The sequence below is a fragment of the Streptomyces sp. NPDC040718 genome (assembly GCF_055593565.1).
The window spans coordinates 753,921-776,400 of record NZ_JBVIXO010000001.1; the positions used below are offsets into that span (position 1 = coordinate 753,921).

A 22,480-nucleotide genomic window follows, 5' to 3' on the forward strand; every position below is an offset into this window, starting at 1 on the left:
CCTCTTTCAGAACTCGAGCTCTTTACCAGGTATCACGAACTGCGCCGGGTACCAACCCAGGTAGTCTCCCCACCACAGATTCGCCTCCACCTCAAAGCGATTCGCATGTGCGGGACTTCCCACTTCATATTCGGATGCCGCCACCTCCCGGAAGTACCTCAGAGCGAAACCCGCAGCGCTCTCAGACCTGGCCCATTGCTGCGAATGAACCGCTTCATGGCGCTCCAGGTCAGGCCCAAATTTATCCACACCCCCCGCACCCACCAGGGGTAGCATCTTCGATCTCCGCGCGGCCTCATTGTCCAGCCTGATGGCGAATCTCTCTTTGCTGTGCGGATAGAAATGGACATCCCCGACTGTGATGGGCTGATCGCCAGCCGGAGAATCGCCGAAACATACGTATTGATGGGCTCGTTTTGTGCAGCTGTCGGCGTTTCCAGCGTACCAGTACGCCAATTCATTGGCGCCGTTCTTCTTGTTCCCCTCATTGAACGGACGGTAAAGGATCTTCTCGGGTGAGATATCCACCATGCAATCAACCCTTGTGTCGTCCGCCCGGCAGTCCTTCGGAACGACCACCGGCAGCGGCGTCGGCAGCCACGGGGGAGCCGGAAGGGGGGTCGGCGGGGCAGGGGGCTTGGAGCCGCCGCAGCCGTAGCGGCTCAGGCTGCAGTTCATGGGCCTGCCCCCGGTGGGAGAAGGCCTGTAGCTGTTGCCGTAGTTCGCGCCGTGGCCGGAGCGGGCTGCCGGGTTGCCCGAGCCGCTGCCCGGCTGCTGGGCGTCCGGACGGGGTTGGTGGCCCGGGGTGGTGTTGTGGCACGTGGCGCAGGCTCGGGTGGGGCAGTCGAGTTCGGCGCACAGGCCGCTGGGGTCCGAGGTGGTGAGCGGGCTGTTGTGCGCGTAGCTGTAGGCGTTGAGTGACTGGCTGGAGCCCGGTGTCAGGACCGGGTCGACGCTGAGGAAGGTGCCGGTGCGGGGGTCGTATTCGCGGGCGCCGAGGTGGGTGAGGCCGGTGGCCGTGTCCTGGGTTCCGCCGACGAAGCCCTTCTCGCCCGGCCAGGTGGCCGGCTTGGTGCCTCTTTCCTCGCCGAAGGGCTTGGTGCTGCGGCGCTGGACCTGGAGGGTGGTGGCGTCGATGGCCGTGGTGCCGGTGTTGTGGTGGTCGGCCACGACGTAGGAGAGCTTGCCGTCGGAGGTGCGGACGATGGTCGTGCCGCCGGGGGTGGCGTAGTAGCGGGTGCCGGTGACCTTGTTCGTCGCGGTGTCGAGGGTGAGTTCGGTCGAGCCGAGGGTGAGTGTGGTCCTGCCTGGGTCGCGGCGTAGCAGCCGGTTGCCGTCGGTGTCGTAGACGTAGGTGGAGGTGCCCGCCTTGGTGGTGGCGGAGGCGAGGTGGCCTTCCTCGTTCCACGTCAGGGTCTGGCTGCCTCCCGTGCCGTCGGGGCGCGTGAGGGCGTTTCCGGTCGCGTCGTAGGTGACGGGGGCCGTGGCTGCCGGGCCGGTGCCGGTCTGCCTGGTCGTGGAGGCCGGGGCGTGCGGGCGCGCTGAGCCGGGGGCCGGGAAGGTGGTCGTGGTGGTCACGGACTTGGCCGGGTCGCCTGCGGGGTCGTGGTCGGTGAGCGAGGTGCGGTTGCCGGTGATGTCGTAGGTGAAGGCCTGGCGGTAGGGGGCCGGGCCGCCGACCGCGCCGGCCTCGGGGGCGGTGCGGGCGCATCCGCCGATCGCGGGGACGAAGGGAGCGGGCAGGGTGGTCGTGGTGCCGGTATCGGTCCACGCGCCGGTAAGGCGGTGCAGGTGGTCGTACGTGAAGCACTGGAGGTCACGTACGGAGCCCTGGTTGTTGTCGACGGAGGTGACGTCGCCGGCCGGGGTGTAGGTGTAGCCGGTGGTCTCGACCGGACTGGTCTGGTCCTGTTTGTCGATCCGGGTGCCGAGCAGCCGGCCGGTGGCCGGGTCCTGGAGGGTGGTGAGGCTGACCTGCCTGGGGACGTCGCCGAAGGTGGTCCGCAGCACGGTGCCGCGTTCGTCGTAGTCGGTGAAGTTGACGTAGTCGACGGTGTCGGAGCCGTAGGAGACCGGCAGCCCGTTGATGTTGCGGCCGGCTTCGAGCCGCTCGGAGGGCAGGCCCCCGGCAGCGGGCAGGGTGGTGCGGCGCTCCAGACCGGTCACGGGATCGTAGGTGGTCGAGAGCGAGTAGGTGCCGGTGAGGGCTCCTTCGCCGTCGGGGACGGTCAGTCTGGTGCCGGTGGGGCGGTAGCCGATGTCGTAGCCGGTGGTCTCCTGCCGCCAGGCCTTGCCGTTCACCCAGCTCGTGGATGAGGTGGGCCTGCCGGGGAGCAGGGTGTCGTACTCGAACGTGGCCAGCTTGGGGCCGTCGACGGCGCCCAGGCTGCGGGAGGTGGGGCGGCCCAGGACGTCGTAGCTGGTGAAGACGGTGATGCCGAGCGCGTCCTGGGAGGAGACGGGACGTCCGGCCTGGTCGTAGGCGGTGGTGGCGACGCCCTTGTCCGGGTCGGTCGAGCGGGTGCGGCGGCCGTGCAGGTCGTACTCGTACGTCCAGGCATTGCCGGCCGCGTCCGTGAGCCGGGTCAGCTGCCCCGCCGTCGAGTACGTGTAGCGGAGCGGGTCGTACTCGCCCTCCGCGACGGCGCCTTTGTAGGTGCGCCGTTCGATTGTCTGGCCGCGGGCGTCCGTGATGGCGCTCGTGGCCGTGTCCCCCATGGGCGGGAGCGTATCCGTGCGGTCGGCTCCGGGGTAGGCGGTGGTGGTCCGCCACTGCTCCTTCCCCCTGGAGAGGAAGACCGAGGCGATCGGCCGCCCGAGGCCGTCGTGGACGGTCGTGGTCTGGGCCGGGACGGTGTTGTCGTCGGCGACGAACCGGACGGCGACCGGGTCGGAGTCCTTGTTGACGTAGGTCTGGTTGGTCTTCACGGCCAGGCCGTGGCTGTCGTAGACGGTGTCGGTGATCAACCGGCTGCCCGCGGCACCGTTCTGCGCGACCGACTGGAGCTGTACCTGCTGTCCGAACGCGTCGTTGATCGCGACGGAGGTCGCGTACGACTGGTCCGACCTCAGCGACTGCGTGGTGACCGCGCTGGTGCCGGTGTTGGAGAGCGCGTAGGTGTAGAGCGTGCTCGGGCTCGACTCCCTGGCGCGGCCCGGCAGCCAGACGCCGGTGGTGCGGCCCAGGGCGTCGTACGCGGCTTCGGTGGTGCGGCCGTTCTGGTCGACCGTTCTGACCGAGAGGCCGCGCAGCGGGTGGAGCGTGGTGGTCGTGGTCCAGCCCTTGGCGTTGGTGACCTTGGTGGTGGCCGGGGGCACGAGGGTCGCCGGCTCGTAGACGGTCGTGGTCTTGGCACCCGCCGGGTCGGTGGTGCTGGTGACGCGGCCGTAGGCGTCGTAGGTGACGGTGGAGGCGGTGGTGTACTTGGGCTGGCCGGACTCGAAGCGGTCCAGGCTCTCCGTACTGGTGGCCAGACCGGGACCGTTCAGGGTGCCGTGCGGCTGGCCGTCGTAGAAGGTGCGGTTGCGGACGAGGGTGTTCGCCACGCTGGGGGTTGCGGAGCAGTCCCCTTGGACCTGCACGGTCTCGGCGACCCGGTCGACCATCCACGCCGGGGTGTTGCGGGCGTACGAGGTGGTGGTGCAGGTGTCGGGCAGACCGTCAGCTCGGTCCAGCGCCCTGAGCAGCATGCCGTAGACGGTGTCGTACGTGGCAACCTGCGAGGTGGTCTGCCAGGTCTTGTCGGCACGCAGGGACTTCTCCAGGGATGCTCCGGGGCGCTGCATCCGGGCCGTGAGCGCGGGAAGTTTCGTGCCGCGGCTGTGGGTCGCGGTGGCCTGGGACAGCCAGGGCTCTGACTGGGACACCGAGACGAGTTCGCCGTTGTCCGAGGCGAAGGTCTGGGATTCGCGGACGCTGCCTGCGAGGGGGTCGCTGTCCTTGAGCGTGTTTCCGAAGATGCCGGTGAAGGTGGCTGTGCGCTTGCTGCCGTCGGCCTTGGCGTCACCGTCCATGCCGCGCAGGTAGAAGGCGGCCGATTTGGACACGGCGTCAGGGGCGGTGCCCGACCGGGAGACGACCTGTTCGTAGCCGCGGAACTGGTTCCAGGTGCGGCGCTTGTCCTCGGTCAGCTCCTCGTCGTCGCGGTGCCATGCGGCGGCGCCGACGTACTCGTACCGGACTTCCCGGGGGCGGGAACCGCCGAAGGGGTCGATCTCGGTGACGCGGGTGACGACGTACTTGTGGAACCAGTCGAGGGTGGGGTCGAGCGGGCTCTTGTCGTCGGGGTTCCAGTAGATCGGATAGCAGCGGGTGGTGTTGGCGTCTTGGGCGGTGGGCAGCCCGGCGCCCGGGCCGCAGTCGGGGTCGGCGTACCCGATGTCGGTCACCTTGCCGGTCTCCGTGGTGATGCCGACGATCCGGCGCCGGTTGAGTGCGGGCTTGTTGTCGCCGCTGGAGTCGACCCGGTTGTTCATCAGGCGGCCGGAGAAGGTGACCGGTGGTGTGGGCAGTGAGGCCGTGCCGTCGTGTCCGGTGTGGGTGAGCGAGGCGAGCCAGAGGGACGGGGCGGTGCCGTCTTGCGGGTTGGGGAACTCGTGCTTGAACTCGTAGGAGTCGACGCTGCTGTAGCCGCCGCTGCCGTTCAGGACCTGGGTGGTGATGGTGGTGAGCCGCTTGGTGGTCCAGAAGGTGGCGGCGGTGTTCTCGCAGGTGCCCGTCGCCGTGCAGCTCTGGTCGAAGGGCACGTCCGGCCACTTCGTGGCGTTGGCCTTGGTCAGCTTGGCCGGGGCGCAGTCGAAGGCGGCGTCGGCGAGGCAGCGCTCGGCCGTGGCGAAGAGGATCTGGGCCGTCGGCTTGACCGTGTCCGCGTCCGTTGCCTTGGAGCCGTAGGTGATCCGGGCGAGGCTGCCACCGCGGATGTACGGGGTGCGCGTTCCGTCCGGGGTGGCGGCGGTGGCGCCGCGCTTGTAGTGGTTGGTCTCGGTCTCGTACCAGTGGGTGATCAGGCCGCCACGCGGGTCGATGACGAAGTCGAGGTTCCAGCGCCAGGCCTGCTGGCACCAGGACGCGGCAAAGGTCGACTGGTGGCACTCCTCGCCCGCGTTGTTGCCGTAGACCGGGGTCGTCCAGGCCGAGTTGGTCGCAGGCGCTGTGGAGCTGCCGGGCTTGCGGCCGGCACCGAAGTAGTACTGGGTGCCGTCCACGGCCGTGATCTTCCAGTGCTCGCCGTTGTTGTCGCCGTTGGCGGCGCCGGTCAGCCGTTCGACCTTGGAGGCGTCGTCGTTCTCCAGACGCCAGGTGCCGGACGTGTCGTCGCGCACCAGCGTGGAGGACTTGCCGTTGAGGGAGAGGGTGGCGTTGTCTCCGGCGAGGCACTGCTCGTTGGAGCCCGTCTCACCGTCCTTGGAACAGGGCTTGAACCGGCGCTCGACGAAACCGGGCGCATAGTCCCAGCCCTCACCGATCCAGGACGCCTGGTTGTTCGTGGCCGCCGTACGGCCGTCGACCGACTGGGAGCTGTAGAAGAGGGCGATGCTCGGCTTGGTGCCGCCGAGCCCGTCGGGCACGGCGATCGGGTAGGTCCAGGAGAAGCCTCCCGTGCCGCCGCCGCTGGTCCAGGTGCCGGAGGGGGCCAGGCTGGTGGCCGTGTAGGTGCCCGCGGGCCCGCCGGGTGCGGCGGCCGCGGCCAGGACGGTGGCTCCGCCTGCGGCAGCAGCGGATCGCTGCCCTTCGGCCCTCGCCCCCGCGTCCCCGTTGAGGGTCACCTCGGCGCTGAGCAGACCGGGCCGCTCCCCGTCCCTGGTGGTTGGCAGAGGCGTCTGCGTACGGCACTCGGCGCGCTCGGGGTTGGACAGTGCGCACTCGGGCAGCTGCACGAGCCGGGCACGGGAGAGCCAGTCACCGCTGAAAGCTCCAGCGATGGAGGAGATGTCGACGGATACCTTGGCCGGGGTCCCGCCGGCCGGGTCCGCCACCGGGCGGACGGCGAGCAGAAGGCCTTGGACGCCGGCCCGCTCGGCCGCGGCCCTGTCCGTGAGCTGAACGGACGCCTTGCCCGTGCTCGGGACGCCCTTCCCCGACGAGGTCACCCATACCGGTGAGGCACCGGCCCGGCTGGGATCACGGAAGGGGACGGCCGGGACACTTGCGGAGGAGCCGGACCCAGAAGTGGTGAACGGAGAGCGGGGGCGCACCGCAGCGGGGGCCGCGCTCAAGTCGACCTCTGCCTGGGCAGCCGCAGGCCAGTTCACGTCCTGCGGTCTCCAAGATCCGGTCCTGTCACCCGGCGGAGCCTTCGGTTTGGTCTTGGCTGCATTCCTGCCGGAGACCGACTTGGTTTCTTTCAAATCCCCCGGTGACCAGCGACGAGGATCTTTTGGTTTCCAGCCGGAGGCGGCATCAGCCGTTCCCGCACTGAAGATGAAAGACAGAATGATCAAGAGAGAAATCGCGGCGTGGCGCCGGGACGCCCGGCTTCTCGCCCCCGATAAAAGATCACTTAGTGCCGACACGGCATGCCCCCACGGTCGCCGAGCATCAATTGACCCGGGAGCCTAGCCCGTTCACGCAACGAAAAATTGGGACCAACCTGGACAAGGAGCGCCTGGCGAGTGCTCCAGATTCGAGAATCTGCCCGAAAATAACTCATCCACTCGCGCGATGACTTGTTTCCAACAGGCGATTAATCACGATTATTCGAATAAGCCTCCGGGAATGGCGAATTCCACATCGGGGCCGTCAGCGGGACGGTCGCCAGGAGCTGTTAGCGTTCGCGCCCAGTTGTCAGTCACAACCACATTGGGGAGGCTGCCGTGGGGGGCATGTCGAGAAGAAGGCGGCCGGCCGGGAGGCCGGTCGCACTGGCTGGGCTGGTCGCACTGGTCATGAGCGTCACCTCGGTCTGCGGAATGCAGGGAGCCTCCGCGGCCGGGCAACCGGGTGCGCAGAACACCCAGCAGCCTCCGGAACGGCCGGCCACCGAGCGGGAGCGTGCCGAGAGCAGCGCCCTGGCCGAGGCTCGGCGCACCGGCAAGCCCGTCCCCGTCCCGGCCGCGACGACCGAGACCGACACGGTGGTTGCCAACCCGGACGGCACACTGGGTCTGACCCGCAGCGTCGTTCCGCTGCGTACGAAACACGGAGGCGGCTGGGCCGACTTGGACGCCACCCTGGTCAAGGAGCCGAGCGGCACCACCTTGCGCCCAAAGGCCACGTCCAGCTCCCTGGCCCTGTCCGGCGGCGGTCCGGGCCCGCTCGCGACCCTGGACCAGGACGGCAGGCAGCTCGTCCTCAGCTGGCCGGAGCAGCTCCCCGAACCGGTCCTGGAGGGGCCGAGCGCGGTCTACCGGGATGTGACCCCGGGAACCGACCTCAAGGTCACGGCCGAGGAGAGCGGCGGGATCTCCCAGGTCCTGGTGGTCAAGTCCGCCGAAGCGGCACGCCACCCGAAGCTGGCCAGGATGACGATGGGGCTCAAGGGCAACGGCGTCACCGTCTCCGCCGACGCCGCCGGAAACCTGAAAGCCGCCGACGCCTCCGGCCGTACGGTCTTCCAGGCTCCGGCACCGACCATGTGGGACTCAAGCGCCTCAGCCGTTCCCGCACCCGCCAAGTCCCCCCAAGCCGCCAAGAGCAGCGACGACTCCGGCCCCGCTGCCACGGTGCCGGAGGCCACCAAACCGGTCTCCGACGCCGCAGGCCCCGGTGACACGGCCAAGGTCACACGCTTGCAGACCGAACTCGGAGAGAACTCCGTCGCCCTCACCCCGGACCGCACCTTCCTTACCGATCCGTCGACCTCCTACCCCGTCTTCATCGACCCGGCCTGGCAACCCACCAACCGCGGCACGCAGCACTGGGCCTGGGTACAGGAGGCATACCCCACCACGACCAGCTACGACGACTACGGGGACACCTACGACCCCGGCGTCGGCTACCAGCACTGGCGCACGCGCATCGGCCTGGAGCGGTACTACGTCCAGGTCGACACCAGCGATCTGCGGGACAAGAGCATCAAGAAGGCCTCCTTCTTCGCCACCCAGTCCTACGCCGCCGACGCCACCTGCAGCCAGACGTACAACGTGGGCCTGCACTCCACCGAGCCACTGCTGTCCAACATCACCTGGAACACCCAGCCCCGCGACTGGGAAGTCCTGCGCACCACAGCGATCAACAGCGCCGGCGGCCCTGGCTGCCCGGGGTCGACCACCCGCGGCGAGTGGGACGTACGCGACCACCTCGTCGCGAACGAATGGCGAGGCAGCCTCACCTACGGCCTCTTCGCCTCCAACGAGTCCAAGAGCAGCAGCAACAACGCCTTCAAGCGATTCACCCGCAACAAGAACAACCTGCCGTTCCTCTACATCGAGTACAACCGTGCGCCGTACGACCCGTGGGCGCTCGGCATGAGTCCCGCTCCACAGAACCCGAACGGCAACGATTGCGGCTGGGTAGGCGCCACTGCCCATTCCGGCCTGAGCATCGGCGCGTGGATCGGAGACCCGGACAACCAGCCTGTCTCGGCACTCTTCTACGTCAACGACTCCGCCGGCAATGCCCTCGTCTACGACAGCGGCCGCGTCGGCGAGGCCACCGGCACCCACTGGACCTCCGTCCGCCCGACGAACCTCTCCGACGGCCACACCTACAGCTGGCGTGTCGCCGCCCACGACGGCGACACGGACTCGGCATGGATGAACGGCTGCACGTTCACCGTAGACACGCAGCCTCCGTCCATCCCGGTGGTCACCTCGGCCGAGTACCCGCCGTCCGGCACTCTTCCGGGCTCCGCCGGACACGTCGGCCGGCCTGGTACCTTCACCGTCAGGTCAGCCGACTCCACCAGTGGAGTCCTGTACTACGAGTGGGCCTTCAATTCGGCCATCCCTGGGGGTGGAGCCAACCGGCTCGACCCAGCCGCAGATGGCAGCGCGTCCATCCCGCTGACACCCACGACCTGGGGCACCAACATCCTGCGCGTCCAGGCCGTCGACCGCGCGGGCAATCGCTCGCAGCAGCAGACGTACACCTTCTACGTGCCCGACAACCCGGATGCGAAGACCACGCTCGGAGACATCACCGGCGACGAACGCGTCGACTTCGTCGCGCCCACAGCAGCAGGCGATCTCGTCGTCTACCCCACGGCGGTTGACCCGGCATCCGGCGGCTCCATTGCCTCCAACGTAGCCAACAGCCCCGGCGGCAAAGGCTGGGGCAACGGCACCCTCACCACCCACCGCGGCGGCAACGGCATCCGCATCGACGACCTGTGGGCCTACCGCGACGGACAGCTCAAGCTCTACCGGAACTCCCTCACCCAGGGCGGACTCGCCGCCAACGGCGGCCTCTACTACACCGCCGCCAATGCCACGCCCGTGCTGCGCCCTTATGCGGAGGACTGTACGGTGGCGACCACCGGCCGGCCCTGCGGTGCCTCGTACGCGACGGACTGGAGCCGGGTCAAGCAGATCCTCGCCGTCGGCGACGCGCTGCCCGAGCATGACGTCGAGCCGCGCAACGACCTGCTGACCGTCGAAGGCAACGGCTCGGGGGGCTCGCAGCTGGTCCTCCTCCAGGGCAAGGCATCGACCGGCACGCTGCGCGATCCGGTCGTGCTCGTCCTCAGTGGCTCCGGCTGGGACAACCTCACCCTCATCGCCCCCGGCGACGCCACCGGCGACGGCCTTCCCGACCTGTGGGCCCGCGACAACACCACCGGCGAGGTCTACCAGTACGCCAATGCCGCCGGAAACCCGGCCGCCCTCGGCGACCACGGCAAGCGCACCCGGATCGGCGGGGGCGTCAGCGCCGCCACCCACCCGGTCATCGGCTCCTCCGGCGACACCAACGCCGACGGCACCCCCGACCTGTGGGCCCTCGACAGCAGCCACCACCTACTGACCTGGAACAGCACCGCCACCAGCGGCAAGGTCACCGGCTTCGGCAGCCCGCAGACGATGGGCGACTCCCGCATCTCCACCGGCGCCTGGAAGCTGAACGAAGGCTCCGGCACCATCACAGCCGACGTGCGCGGCCGTAACAACGCCACCCTCACCGGTGCCGGTGCCACCTGGGCCGACGACACCGTCGCCGGCACCGCCACCAAGGTCGTCGACCTCGACGGCACAGGCGCCACCATCACGGCCGCAGGATCCGGCATCGACACGACCCGCAGCTTCACCGTCTCCACCTGGGCCAAGACCGATAAGGCCGGCGGGACCGTCGTCAGCCAGGACGGACAGCGCTCCAGCGGGTTCATGCTCTGGTCCGACCCCGACGGCACCTGGCGCTTCGCCCTCGGCCGCGCCGACTCCGACGGCTGGAACTACGACCAGACAAACATCCGCAACGACGCCGCCAAGGTCCAGGTCGGGGTCTGGACCCAGCTCACCGCCAGCTATGACGACACCACCGGCCTGATCGCCCTCTACGTCAACGGCACCCTCGCCGCCACCGGCCACCACGCCAAGGCCAACGCCTGGAACGCCACCGGCCCCCTGGTCATCGGCCGCTACAAGAACCAGGGCAACCCCGACGCCTTCCTCGACGGCCGCCTCAGCGGCGTCACCGTCTACAACCACTCCACCGTCCCGTCTGCGCCCCGCACCAGCCTCGTTTCCGGAGTCAGGAGCACCAAGTGCGCGGACGACAGCGCCGGCGGCACGGCCGACGGAAACCGCATCCAGATCTGGGACTGCAACGGCAGCGACCCCCAGCAGTTCGAGATCCGCGAGAACGGCGAGATTCGCGTCCTCGGCAAATGTGTGGACGCCGCCAACAACGGCACCCTGGTCCAGCTGTGGACCTGCAACGGAACCGGTCCCCAGCAGTGGCTGCCGCAGGCCGACGGCAGCCTCTACAACCCGATGAACAACCGCTGCATGGACCTGCCCCAGGGCCGCACGGACAACGGCACCCAGCTCCAGCTGTGGCAGTGCAACGGCACCAACGCCCAGCGCTGGCTCACCCCCGGCCTCGCCTCACCACTGGGAGCCAACGTCTGACACCATCCGCCGACCGACCCCACTTCCCCCGGCAATCCCGGGGGAAGTGGGCCGATGTGCGCCGCCAGCACCGCCGCCCACTACGCCCACCGGCAGGACAGCGTGGCCCAGGTCCGCGTCCCGCCGCCGGGCTCCCGGGAGGGGCCGACGCCCCACTCCCCGCCGTGGTCGCGGACGAGCGCGGCGAAGACCCGCAGGGTGGCCCGGCGGCGGGCTTCGCAGAGGGCGGCGAGGCGGGGGTGGGCGTGCGCGGAGTGGCCGTCGTAGACGATCAGGCGGAGGGCGTCGTCGCGGTGGCGCAGGCTACATCGCCGTCGCGGGACAGGAAGACCGCCCCCTCACGGACAGCCGCGCCGCGCTCACCGCACTGATCCGGGACATCAAGGCCGGCAAGGCCGATCACCTGCTGGACGGCTGACCCGGCCCACCGCGCCGCCAGGCGCCCGGCGGCGTAGCGTCGTGCCTGGGGGGGCGATCAGGAAGCGAGGGGTCCGCCATGGCCGTTCTGGTGCAGAACACGGGCGCGGGCTGGGACCGGGAGCTCTACCAGACCCTGCACGACCGCGTCCTCCCCGACGTCGCCAAACCTCCCGCCGGGCTCATCTCCCACATGGCGATGCCCGGCGACCCCGACGGCTGGACGGTCATCGACGTGTGGGAGTCGGAGGAGGACTACCAGCGCTTCCTGGAGGACGTCCTGCTCCCCGTCGCACAGGAACTCGGGGCGCCGCAGTTCGACACGAAGATCGTGGAGATCTACAACCTGATGGTCCCCCCGAACCCCATCTGAGGGGGCGCATTCCCGGAGGATCCCCGACATGGAAGAGGACTACAAGGCCGAGTCCGGCGGAGGCACGACGGTGACGCCCAAGCCGCCGGTGTACCGGTCTCTCAGCGGTTACGGCAACAACCTCAGGCACCCGGCGCGCGGGGCCAACGGCTCGGTCTTCCTGCGACGCGCCCCCGTCGGGTACGCCGACGGCGTGAGCTCCCAGGCCGGCGCCGACCGGCCGAGCGCCCGGGTGGTCAGCAACGTCGTCTGCCGGCAGGAGGCCGACACCCTCAACGCCCAGCGCCTGACGGACCTGACCTGGATGTGGGGGCAGTTCCTCAACCACGACATCAACCTCATCGCGGCCTCCGACCCCCTGGAGACGGCCGGCATCCCCGTGCCCGCCGACGACACCGCGTTCCCTCCGGGCAGCCAGATCCCGTTCACCCGGTCCGCGTACGACCCGTCCACCGGCACCTGGCGGCGCAACCCGAGGCAGCAGATCGACAGCTTCACCTCGTACATCGACGCCAGCCAGGTCTACGGCCCCGACGAGGGACGGGCCTCGGCGCTGCGCGCCTTCCAGAGCTTCGGGCCGGTATCCGTCTACACCAGCATGCTCAAGACCAGCACGGGCGTCGACGGGCCGGCGCTCCCGCTGAACACGGCCGGACTGTTCAACCAGACGGTCGGGCCCGCCGCAGGCTTCTTCCTGGCCGGTGACGAGCGGGCCAACACCGGGTACGGCCTGATGAGCATCCACACGCTGTTCGTACGGGAGCACAACCGGCTGGCCGCACTGATCGCCGCCGAGCGGCCCACGGCCACGCCCGAGCAGGTCTACCAGCACGCCCGCAAGTGGGTCGGGGCGCTGATCGGGTCGATCACCTTCCAGGAGTTCGTGCCGGCGGTCCTCGGGCCGAACGCGATCGGCCCGTACGGCGGCTACGACCCGGAAGTGGACCCCACCGTGAGCACCGAGTTCGCGACGTTCGGGTTCCGGTTCGGGCATTCGATGCTCTCCCCCGAACTGCTGATCGTGGACGACGACGGCCGGCTCCTGCAGAAGGTGCCGCACGCACAGGCACTGCTCAACATCGGGATCGTCAACCAGTACGGCATCGGCCCGGTGTTCAAGGGCTTCGCGTCCCAGATCATGCAGGAGGTGGACGTCTCGGTGATCGAGGCCATGCGCAGCATCCGGCTGACCGGGGCGCCGCCGCTGGACCTGGTCGCCCTGGACATCCAGCGCGCCCGCGACCACGGCGTCCCGGACTACAACCGGTGCCGTGAGGCGTACGGGCTACCCGCGCGCCGCACGTTCGCCGAGCTGACGCCGGACCCGGCGGTACAGGCGAAGCTCAGCGCGGCGTACGGCGACGTCCGCCTGGTCGACCCGCTGATCGGTGGTCTGGCCGAGCCGCACGTGCCGGGCACGCCGTTCGGTCCGCTCTTCACCGCGGTCATCACCGACCAGCTCACCCGAACCCGGGCCGGCGACCGCTTCTGGTTCGAGAACGACCCGGCCTTCACGCCGGCGGAGGTCGCCGCGATCAAGGGCACCAAGATGTCGGACGTGATCAAGCGGAACACGCAGATCTCGAACATCCAGGACGACGTCTTCCACCTGCCAGTCTAGGCCGTCCCGTGGACCTTGGACGGGTCTACGACGCCTGGCGCGGGTACCGGACTTCCGCGAACACAGGACCGCCACCGTGCCGGGGGCGGCCCTGCGCGTGGGCAAACGGGCGGCGTCTCTACGACCAGAACGCGTCGTACGCCTTCTGGTCGGACCACAGCCCCCAGGCTTCGGTGATCCGGCCCTCCCGGATGTGGAAGGTGATCGTCTCGTTCATGTCCAGCTCTTTGCCCTCGCGTGACGCCGTGACGTGGAGCAGGGCGACCGTGTGCTCGTCGTTGGCGAGCACATCGTGGAGCTGGGGGCGGTAGGTGCCGCCTGTCAGCTCGAATTCCCGTTGGAACAGGGCGAAGGCGGCGTCGCGCCCGCGGTAGTCGCCGGCCAGCGGACCGTGGCCGCCGAGATGCCACACCACATCCGGGTGGAACACCTCCGCCAGCGCCTCCATATCGCCAGCCGAAAACGCCTCCAGAGCCCGGTGAAACACCCCGATATTCGGGTGATCGGCCATGGCAGCCTCCTTTGATCTCCCTACGAACCTAGGTCGGATCCGGCCGGCGGGACTCAGGCACACCGGCTTCGCCAGCCCCGCCACCTGATCGGACGCCCGCCCCCAGAAACTGACCGGTCGGTCATGTCCACTTCATGTCGGCGTCGTTGGCGTGGACATGAGGCGGGGTGACCTGACGGATGCCGAGTGGGCGCGGCTGCGGCCGTTCCTGCCGGTCAGTGACAGGCGCTGTGGCCGGTGGCGAGACCACCGGCAGGTGATCGACGGGATTCTGCACAGGGTGCGGACGGGCCTTCAGTGGCGTGACCTGCCCGAACGGTTCGGCCTGTGGAAGACCGTCTCTGAACGCCACCGGCTGTGGTCCGCGGACGGAACGTGGGAGCGCCTGCTCGAGCAGGTCCAGGCCGCGGTCGACGGGGCCGGTGAGACCGACTGGGACCTCTCGGTCGACTCCACGATCGTCCGCGCTCACCAGCATGCGGCCGGCGCTCGGGCCGACCCGCCCCCGGCACCCGCGTCAAAGGGGGGCGAGCAGGTAGAACACCAGGACGAGACACCGTGGCAGAGCCTGGTCGGCCACCTGGTGAAGGTGGTGCCGGAGGTGAGGCCTGGGCCGCCTCCGGGGCGGGTTCACCAGCAAGCTCCACCCAAGTGCCGACCGCCGCTGCCGGCCCCTGTCCCTGGTCGTCACGCCGGGACAGCGGGCGGACTGCATCCGGTTCAAGCCGGTCCTGGAGAAGATCCGCGTCCCCGGGACAGGACCGGGCAAGCCGCGTGAGTAGCCTGACAGCCTGGCGGCCGACAAGGCATACAGCAACGGGCCCTGCCGCGTACCTGCGGCAGCGGGGCATTCGGCACACCATCCCGGAGAAGAAAGAAGCCAGGCCGCATGCTTGCGCAGAGGATCACGCGGCGGACGGCCACCAGACTTCGACCAGGACCGCTACAAGAAGCGCAACACCGTCGAACCGGCCTGGCTGCGAACTCGATCGCCCGGACAAGTCCTAGCCGACGGCGCCCCGGGGGAACGTGATCTCGACCCGGCGGTTCTTCTTGCGGCCTTCCTCGGTGCTGTTGTCGGCGATCGGGTAGTCCTCGCTGTAGCCGCGGACGTCGTAGGTGACGCCGGGGCTGGTGACGGTCTTGGCCAGCTCGGCCTGGACGGCGTCGGCGCGCTGCTTGGAGAGTTCCTTGCCGTGTTCGTAGCTTCCCTGGTCGTCGGTGAAGCCGAAGACGCGGATGCGGGTGGCCTTCTGGGTGTTGATCTCCTGCGCGATGGCCTGGATGCGGGATGCGGCCTGGGCGTTGAAGACGGCGCTGTTCTCGGGGAAGAGAACCTCTGACTGGAGGGCCATCATGACGTTCTGGTTGGTCTCCTGGCGGCGCTGCTCGCCGCCGAGGTCTTCGACGACCTCGGCGATGTCGAGGACCTTGATGGGTGCGAGGGTGCCGCCCTGGGGGATCTTCAGGCCGGGCGCGTTGGAGTCGATGGGCACGGGTGCGGCTGCCGATGGCTCTGTGCCGGGGGGTACCGATGGCTTCGGGTCGTCGGCGTAGGCGGCGGTGGCGCCGATCAGGTGGGTGCCGGCGATGACGAGCGCGGCGACGGCTGTGGCTGCGGCTACGCGGTGGCGTTTTGTCATGGGGTCACCCGGAGAGTTTGACGGTGGCCGTGGCGAAGGTGGGGAGACTCATCTCCACCTCCATGGTGGCAGCAGGCGGCGCCGGGAACTGGGCAAAGAACGGGACCGACTGGCCTGGTTCGATGATGGCCAGGCCCGTGGTGCACAGGCACCTTCCGTCAGTGTCCCGAAGTACGTAGTAGCGCTTCTTTCCGGCCTTGTCGACCAGGGTCACGCCGGCCACGGAAACACCACTGGAGTTGAGTTCGTTTCCTCGCCAGGGCGCCGTGTTGACGTAGGGAGCGGTGCCGGTGTTCTTCAGCTGACCTTCCACGGTCAGGAATCCACCGGCGTCACGAGCCGCCTTGTTGATGGTCAACGTCATACCGGCTTCACCATTGGCAGTGGCGAGCACCACCGTCGGGGTGGGCTTGGAACCACCACTCGGTGCCTGCGACTTCGGCGCGTCTCCTTGAGGCGCCGATGACGGGCCTGGGGCGGCCTTGGGCTTGTCGTCGCCTCCCCCGCCGCAACCCGCCACCGTGAGCGCCAGGACGGCCGCGGTTACGGCAGCCGCTCCCCCACGGATCTTCGCCGAGCGCCGAGTGCTCATCTATGCAGCTTCCTTTTCTCGCGTCTTCGTCAGTCGACCAGTCGTACCGTGAACAGCGCCTTCGCCAGCTTGCTCAGTGAGCCCGGGTGTGCCAGATCCAAAGTAAGCGGCTCCCCGTCGCAGACGAACTTGACGCTTCCCGGCCCCGGTGTGGAGCTAGGGCTCGGACTCGGGCTCGACGTCGGGTCCGGGGTCGATGTGGGCGTCGGAGGGGCCGAAGCCAGTGAACAGCGGGACTTGATGCGAGCCTTGGCACTGGCCTTGCCGTGAACGCCCTCGGTGCCGGGAACCACCGACTCCCCGACGGTCCCGTTCGTGGTCACACTGACACTGACTAGCGGGATGGCCGCTTCACATTCAGCGACGGCATCGTTCAGAGCCGCGAACTCGGCCGCCTTGGCACACGCTCCTCGCCCGGTGAGGAGGTCACCATGCACGAGCTTCGCCCAGTCCGCAGGCGTGAGGCTGAGCAGATCGAGCCCCGAGAAGGTGTTGTCCCTGGCCTCTCCGGCTGCGGCAAGGGCGGCAGCATCAGCAGCGCCCTGCGCATTGCTGCGCGTCACCCCTGCCTGCCCCACAACGAAGAAGGCCAGGGCGGCGAAGAGCAGGCCCACCACCACGATGATGTAGACGGGGAACGCCTGCCCCCGCTCGTCCCGGAGCCCCTGCTGCCTCACCTCCCCGCAGTGATACTCGCGACCGCCCCTGTGATCTTGGTGGTGATGGCCTGCCCGATACCCGTACCGACGATCGCCCCGATGATCACCACGACCACCAGGATGATCCCCAGGTACTCGAACGCCGTCTGCCCGCGATCCCTCACACCCTTGCCCGCGTACCGCTTCCGCAACCCGGCCAGCGTGTTGTTCGACATAGGGGGTCCCTCCCGGTCCGGTTCCGCTGTCGATCTGCGGACGGTACGGGGAGTGACGAGAGATAACCAAGGGTCCCGGGGCCCAAATACGGTCCCATTGCGCACGGCGTCTACCCATGACCAGCCACCCCCGGGCGGGCGGTTCCCAGCCAGCGGGCTATCGCCTCGCTGCGGCTCGTGCTCTGGAGCTTCGCGAAGATGCGGTTGATGTGGTTCTTCACCGTCTTCTCGCTGATGAAGCACGCGCCGGCGATCTGCTGGTTGTTCATGCCGGACGCGATCAGGTCCATGATCTCCACCTCCCGCGAACTCAGCCCGAAGACAACGGAGTTGTGCACGCGCTCCGTCGACTGTGCCACAGAAGGTTGCGTCTGCGAAGAGGACCTCAGCTCCGCGAGCACCGCCGTCGCCGCCGTCGGGGTGAAGTGCGCGCGGCCCTCGCGGACGTCCCGGACCGCGCGTACCAGCTCGTCGGCGGTGAACTCGCCGTGGATCAGGTAACCGCCCGCGCCCAGGAGCAGGGCCTCGCGGATCTGGTCGGCCTCCTGGCTGTACGTCAGCATCAGCACCGGGGCCAGGCACACCAGGTGCGGCAGGGCCGAGATGCCGTCCACCCCCGGCATCCGGACGTCCAGCAGGATCACGTCCGGAGCGTGGGCCCGGGTCAGGTGCAGGGCCTCGCGGCCGTCGCGGGCCTGTGCCACCACCCGGAGGTCCCCCGCAGTGGCCAGCAGCGCGCTCAGCCCGGCCCGTACCACCGGGTTGTCGTCGGCGATCAGGATGTCGATCGGGGTCATCGGATCCCCTCCAGCGGGAGCGAGAGACGGACACGGGTGCCCGGGCGGCCGGACGGGCGCGGGCCGAGGGACAGGGCGGCTCCGATCGCCGTCGCGCGTTCCCGCATGCCGCGCACGCCGAAGTGGCCCGCGGACGGGAGCTGCGCCGGCAGGCCCCGGCCGTCGTCCTCCACCGAGACGGTGAGGTGCGTGCCGGTCACCGAGACGGTGAGCAGGGTCTCGTTCGCCTCCGCGTGGCGGTGTGCGTTCTCCACCGCCTCCGCGGCGATGGACAGCACGTGCCGGGCCATCGGGGGCGGCAGGCCGGGGAGCTCGCCCGACACCCGGACCTCCGCGTCCAGCGCGCGCAGCGCCGGCAGGAGGGGGACCGGCTCGCCCCGCAGGTCCGTCAGCAGGGCACGCGACTCGGAGGCCGCGCGGCGGGCCGCCGAGGCCACCTGTTCGGCCTGGGTGCGCACCAGAGCCGGGTCCGACGTCCGCGACAGCGCGTCCGCGGCCAGGGCCAGTCCGTGCAGGGTCTTGGAGACCGAGTCGTGCATCTCCCGCGCCAGCCGTTCCCGCTCCTCCCGGACCGCCTCGGCCGCCGCCAGCCGCGCCCGGGTCTCGGACAGGCGGAAGAGGAAGTCCCGAACCGAGGAGCCGGCGGCCCCCGAAAGGACGCACAGGAACGACAGGACCAGCCCGCCCCCGAGCGCCGCCACCACCACCGTCTGCGCCGCGGCGAACACCGCCGAGCCGCGCCAGCCGTACACCAGCCCGGAGAGGAGGGGGGTGCCCAGGGCCACCAGCCCCAGAGGGGACGCGGGGGTGGCGGTGACCAGGAGCAGCGCGCCCACCGCCATGTCCGCTCCCAGCAGCCACCGGTGGCGCAGCAGCAGCGGCCCGAAGCGCTCCCAGTCGCGGAACAGGGCGTAGGAGAGGGTGAAGGTCCCCACCACCGCACCCGCCACCAGGTACGTCGGTACTCCCGGAGCCGTCCGGCCCAGGGCTAGGGGGGCGCCGAGGGGGATCATGACCAGCCGTACCGCGAAGACCCGGCGGCACAGGGCCTGGAGGGCGTTGGCTTCCAGGCGCATGGCTCAGCCGCCTCCCAGCAGCGCGCCGAAGTCGACGTTCGCGCCGTAGACGAAGCCGCAGACCAACAGGATCAGGGTCCCGGGCAGCATGAACATCGTCACCGCGAAGGTGGCCTTCGGGACGGCCCTCGCGGCGCGCCGGCGGGCGTTCTGGGCGTCCGTGCGCCGCATGTCCTCGGCGATCGCGATCAGGGTCTCCACGATCGGGGAGCCCAGTTCCTCGCCCTGCTGGAGGGCGGTGACGAACTGCGCGACCTGCTCGGAGTCGTTGCGGCGGCGGAGCTCGTCGAAGGCCTGACGGCGGCTGACTCCCATGTCCATCTGCTGGAGCGTGATGCGGACCTCGTCCGCCCACGGGCCCTCGTACTTGCCCGCGACGCGTTCGAGGGCCTGCCGGAAGCCGAGCCCGGCGCTGACGACGACGGCGAGGACGTCCAGGAAGTCCGGCAGGGTCCGCTCGATGTTGTCCCGGCGGATCCGGATCGCCGACCACAGACCGGCCTCGATCCAGAACAGCCCGAACGCGACCATGAGGAGGGCCGGGACGAGTTTGCCGTTCATCAGCATGGCGAGGGCCCCGAGGCCGCCCAGGAAGCCGTACACCGCGCGCCGGGCGGCGTAGCGGTCGATGGTGAGGCCGGCCGGGTTGCCGGCCATGTCGATCTGGCGGCGCTTGCGGGCCACCTGCTTGGGCCCCATCAGCCGCAGCACCAGCGGCGCCCAGCGGATGCCGAGGCGGTCGACGACGGAACCGACGGCGGTCGTGCGGGTGGCGCCGACCTCCAGGGCGAGGGCGAGGTCGGTCGGGAGTTTGACGTCGGCGCGGTAGAGCCGGACGCCGTACAGGATCCCGAAGACGGAGAGGGCGGCGGCCAGGGCCAGGAGGAAGGGGAGGTAGGAGTTCATCGCAGCGGCCGGCCCCTCAGACGTCGATCTTCGACAGGCGGCGGATGAGGACGAACCCGAGGGTGAAGAGGCCGAGCGCCACCAGCACCGCCGTCTGCCCGATCAGGGCGCCGGTCATCCGGTCCAGCGCGCCCGGCATCATCACGTCGACGAGGAGGAGGGAGCCGAGGCCGATCGCCGGGACGAGGTACGCGGTCACCGTCACCTGCGAGAGCTGCGTACGGATCTCCCTGCGCGTCTCCTTGCGCTGCTCCAGGGTCACGGTCAGGTTCCGCAGGCTGCCGACGATGGCGCCGCCCGCCCGCGCCGACAGGACGAGGGTGGAGACGAGGACGACCAGCTCGCGGGACGGGAGCCGTTCCACGATCTCCCCGAGCGCCTCCTCGATGGAGTGGCCGACCGCGAGCCGGTCCGCGACCCGGGACAGCTCCTCCCCGGCCGGCGCCTCCAGCTCCTCCGCCGCGATCCCGATGGCCGTGCGCAGGGCGAGCCCGGCCTGGGTGGCGTTGGCCAGGATGCGGGCCAGCTCGGGCAGCTGGTTGATGAACCGCTCCGTACGCCGGGCCCGCTGCCAGTTGAGGAAGGCGTTGGCGGCCCAGAGCCCGATCAGCCCGGCCACCGGGCCGAAGAACGGCGCGAGGAGTGAGGAGGAGATCAGCCATATCCCGGCGACCGCCATCAGCATGTACGCGAAGAACTCGCCCGGGGTGAGGTCCAGGCCGGTGGTCGCCAGCTTCAGTTCGATGCGCCGGCCCAGCTTGGTCCTGCGCAGGCGCCGGTCGAGGCCCTGGAAGCGGCGCCTGCGGCCGGTCGCCCGGGGGGCGCCTTCCGCGGAGAGCCGGTCGATGAGGGCCGCGCGCTGCGCGAGCCCGGCCGAGTACGCGTGCACGCCGAGGGAGACGAACAGGCCCGCCAGCAGCGTGGCGCCGAGGGTGAGGAGGACGAGGTTGGTCACAGCACGGTCCGGGAGGTGAGCGGGTCGAGGTAGTCCTCGGGCGGGGCGACCCCGAAGGCCTGGGGGATGGGCTGGTTGCTCATGTAGAGGCGCTCCGCGATCCGGCGGGGCAGCGGGGCGTAGGCGAAGTAGCCGTGCACGCGCCCGTCGGCCCCCATGGGCTGGGCGATGTATCGGCACACGGTGGTGATCCGGAACGGCTCGCGGCCGTGGGAGTCGAGGATGGAGATCTCCGTGATGCGGCGCGAGCCGTCGCCGAAGCGGGTGAGCTGCACGATGACGTTGACGGCGCTGTTGATCTGGTCCTGGAGCGCCTCGAAGGGGATCTCGACCTCCGACATGGAGGCGAGGGTCTGGAGGCGCATCAGGGCGTCCTGCGAGCTGTTGGCGTGGACGGTCGCGAGGGAGCCGTCGTGGCCGGTGGACATGGCCTGGAGCATGTCGAGGGTCTCGCCGCCGCGGACCTCGCCGACGATGATGCGGTCGGGGCGCATGCGCAGGGAGTTGCGTACGAGGTCGCGGATGGTGATCTGCCCCTTGCCCTCCACGTTCGCGGGCCGGGATTCGAGGCGGATGACGTGTGCCTGCTGGAGCTGGAGCTCGGCGGAGTCCTCGATGGTGATGACGCGCTCGCCCTCCGGGATCAGGCCGGAGAGGGCGTTGAGGAGGGTGGTCTTGCCGGTGCCGGTGGCGCCGGAGACGATCAGGTTCATCTTCGCCTGGACCAGCCCGGACAGCAGGAGCAGCATCTGCTCGTCCAGGGAGCCGAGGGCGATCATCTCGTGCAGGGTGAAGGCCCGCGGGAAGCGGCGGATGGTGAGGGTCGCGCCGGTGAGGGAGAGCGGCGGGATGATGACGTTGACGCGCTCGCCGCTGGGCAGGCGCGCGTCGACCATCGGATTGGCCTCGTCCACGCGCCGGTTGACGGTGGAGACGATGCGCTCGATGGTCTGCATCAGCTGCTCGTGCGAGGCGAAGCGGATGGGGAGCTGCTCGACCCGGCCGGAGCGCTCCACGAAGATCTGGTCGGGCCCGTTGACCATGATCTCGGAGATGGAGGCGTCTTCGAGGAGCGGTTCGAGCACGCCGAGGCCGAGCGCCTCGTCGACGACGCGGCGGATCAGCTGGGCGCGCTCGGCGGTGGAGAGGACGGGGCCCTCGCGGCTGATGATGTGCCCGAGCACGCGCTCCAGGCGCGCCCGGCGCTCTGCGGGTGCGAGCGCGGACATCTCGGCGAGGTCGATCTCCTCCAGCAGCTTGGCGCGGTAGGAGGAGACGAGCCGGCCGTCCTCGCGGGGGCTGTGGCGGTCGTCGGGGGTGTTGACCCGGGAACGCAGGCTCATGGGCGGGCTCCGGTCGGGTCGTCGTTGGGCATCACTGCCGTTGCCCTGGCCGGGTCTACGGACAGGCCGGGCACAATCGAGTTGATGGAGATGGTCACGGTGGCGGTGACGGCGTCTGAGCTCTTGCTGATGGCCACTTCCGCCGTGAGACCGTCCCGGACAGCCGCCTGACCGGCGGCAGCTCCGCCCGAGCCCTTGCGGGCCTCCACCCGGGCCGCCGTACGGGCGGCGGTGTCCGCCTGTTCGTGGACGTAGGCGATCCAGCCCAGCTGGATCCCGCACAGCGCGACGAACAACAGGATCGGCACGAAGCCGATGTACTCCAGGGCCACCTGACCCCGGTCGGAGCGGATGTCCCGTCGTCTCAC

General features: G+C 69.7%; 16 protein-coding genes. 4 read left to right on the forward strand and 12 right to left on the reverse strand.

Features of this window, described 5'->3' with window-relative positions:
- Positions 1–6: 6 nt before the first annotated feature.
- Positions 7–6,090: an RHS repeat domain-containing protein gene (locus ACZ597_RS03475; protein ID WP_471324327.1), complete on the reverse strand. Its 6,084-nt coding sequence runs from the start codon at positions 6,088–6,090 to the stop codon at positions 7–9.
- Positions 6,091–6,885: 795 nt separating this feature from the next.
- Here ACZ597_RS03475 and ACZ597_RS03480 point away from each other — a divergent pair.
- The 3 genes from ACZ597_RS03480 to ACZ597_RS03490 all read left to right on the forward strand — a co-directional run bounded on the left by ACZ597_RS03480 (position 6,886) and on the right by ACZ597_RS03490 (position 13,415).
- The gene (locus ACZ597_RS03480) at positions 6,886–11,004 is read left to right on the forward strand and encodes a ricin-type beta-trefoil lectin domain protein (RefSeq protein WP_471324330.1); all 4,119 of its coding nucleotides are present in this window, start codon (positions 6,886–6,888) and stop codon (positions 11,002–11,004) included.
- A 496-nt stretch (positions 11,005–11,500) separates the two neighbouring features.
- Positions 11,501–11,794 carry a hypothetical protein gene (locus tag ACZ597_RS03485; RefSeq protein ID WP_471324332.1) on the forward strand — a complete coding sequence of 98 codons (294 nt, stop codon included), beginning with the start codon at positions 11,501–11,503 and terminating at the stop codon, positions 11,792–11,794.
- A gap of 28 nt (positions 11,795–11,822) precedes the next feature.
- Complete coding sequence (locus ACZ597_RS03490; RefSeq protein ID WP_471324335.1) at positions 11,823–13,415, forward strand: peroxidase family protein; 1,593 nt, start codon at positions 11,823–11,825, stop codon at positions 13,413–13,415.
- Positions 13,416–13,533: 118 nt separating this feature from the next.
- On the opposite strand, the gene ACZ597_RS03495 is transcribed toward ACZ597_RS03490, so the two are convergent.
- Positions 13,534–13,926, reverse strand: coding sequence for a nuclear transport factor 2 family protein (locus ACZ597_RS03495; RefSeq protein ID WP_470966892.1), 393 nt, complete (start codon positions 13,924–13,926; stop codon positions 13,534–13,536).
- Between the two features lie 157 nt (positions 13,927–14,083).
- Here ACZ597_RS03495 and ACZ597_RS03500 point away from each other — a divergent pair, with 157 nt between their 5' ends.
- Positions 14,084–14,704, forward strand: coding sequence for an IS5 family transposase (locus ACZ597_RS03500; protein WP_471325124.1), 621 nt, complete (start codon positions 14,084–14,086; stop codon positions 14,702–14,704).
- Between the two features lie 226 nt (positions 14,705–14,930).
- Here ACZ597_RS03500 and ACZ597_RS03505 read toward each other — a convergent pair whose 3' ends face one another.
- The 10 genes from ACZ597_RS03505 to ACZ597_RS03550 form a co-directional block, all read right to left on the reverse strand.
- Positions 14,931–15,569, reverse strand: coding sequence for an OmpA family protein (locus tag ACZ597_RS03505; RefSeq protein ID WP_471324338.1), 639 nt, complete (start codon positions 15,567–15,569; stop codon positions 14,931–14,933).
- Positions 15,570–15,573: 4 nt separating this feature from the next.
- Entirely contained in the window at positions 15,574–16,161 is a 588-nt protein-coding gene (locus ACZ597_RS03510; RefSeq protein ID WP_471324340.1) for a hypothetical protein, read from the reverse strand.
- A 29-nt stretch (positions 16,162–16,190) separates the two neighbouring features.
- Positions 16,191–16,838, reverse strand: coding sequence for a pilus assembly protein TadG-related protein (locus tag ACZ597_RS03515; RefSeq protein ID WP_471324342.1), 648 nt, complete (start codon positions 16,836–16,838; stop codon positions 16,191–16,193).
- Positions 16,835–17,035 carry a hypothetical protein gene (locus tag ACZ597_RS03520; protein WP_471324345.1) on the reverse strand — a complete coding sequence of 67 codons (201 nt, stop codon included), beginning with the start codon at positions 17,033–17,035 and terminating at the stop codon, positions 16,835–16,837. The genes ACZ597_RS03515 and ACZ597_RS03520 overlap by 4 nt, the downstream gene beginning before the upstream one ends.
- A 110-nt stretch (positions 17,036–17,145) precedes the next feature.
- Positions 17,146–17,832 (reverse strand): response regulator, encoded by a 687-nt coding sequence (locus tag ACZ597_RS03525; RefSeq protein ID WP_471324348.1) that lies wholly within the window; start codon positions 17,830–17,832, stop codon positions 17,146–17,148.
- Entirely contained in the window at positions 17,829–18,908 is a 1,080-nt protein-coding gene (locus ACZ597_RS03530; RefSeq protein WP_471324351.1) for a sensor histidine kinase, read from the reverse strand. The genes ACZ597_RS03525 and ACZ597_RS03530 overlap by 4 nt, the downstream gene beginning before the upstream one ends.
- Before the next feature lie 3 nt (positions 18,909–18,911).
- Complete coding sequence (locus tag ACZ597_RS03535; RefSeq protein WP_471324354.1) at positions 18,912–19,814, reverse strand: DUF5936 domain-containing protein; 903 nt, start codon at positions 19,812–19,814, stop codon at positions 18,912–18,914.
- 16 nt (positions 19,815–19,830) lie between these two features.
- Complete coding sequence (locus tag ACZ597_RS03540; RefSeq protein ID WP_471324356.1) at positions 19,831–20,769, reverse strand: type II secretion system F family protein; 939 nt, start codon at positions 20,767–20,769, stop codon at positions 19,831–19,833.
- Positions 20,766–22,112 (reverse strand): CpaF family protein, encoded by a 1,347-nt coding sequence (locus ACZ597_RS03545; protein ID WP_362468118.1) that lies wholly within the window; start codon positions 22,110–22,112, stop codon positions 20,766–20,768. The genes ACZ597_RS03540 and ACZ597_RS03545 overlap by 4 nt, the downstream gene beginning before the upstream one ends.
- The gene (locus tag ACZ597_RS03550) at positions 22,109–22,480 is read right to left on the reverse strand and encodes a TadE/TadG family type IV pilus assembly protein (protein ID WP_471324360.1); all 372 of its coding nucleotides are present in this window, start codon (positions 22,478–22,480) and stop codon (positions 22,109–22,111) included. The genes ACZ597_RS03545 and ACZ597_RS03550 overlap by 4 nt, the downstream gene beginning before the upstream one ends.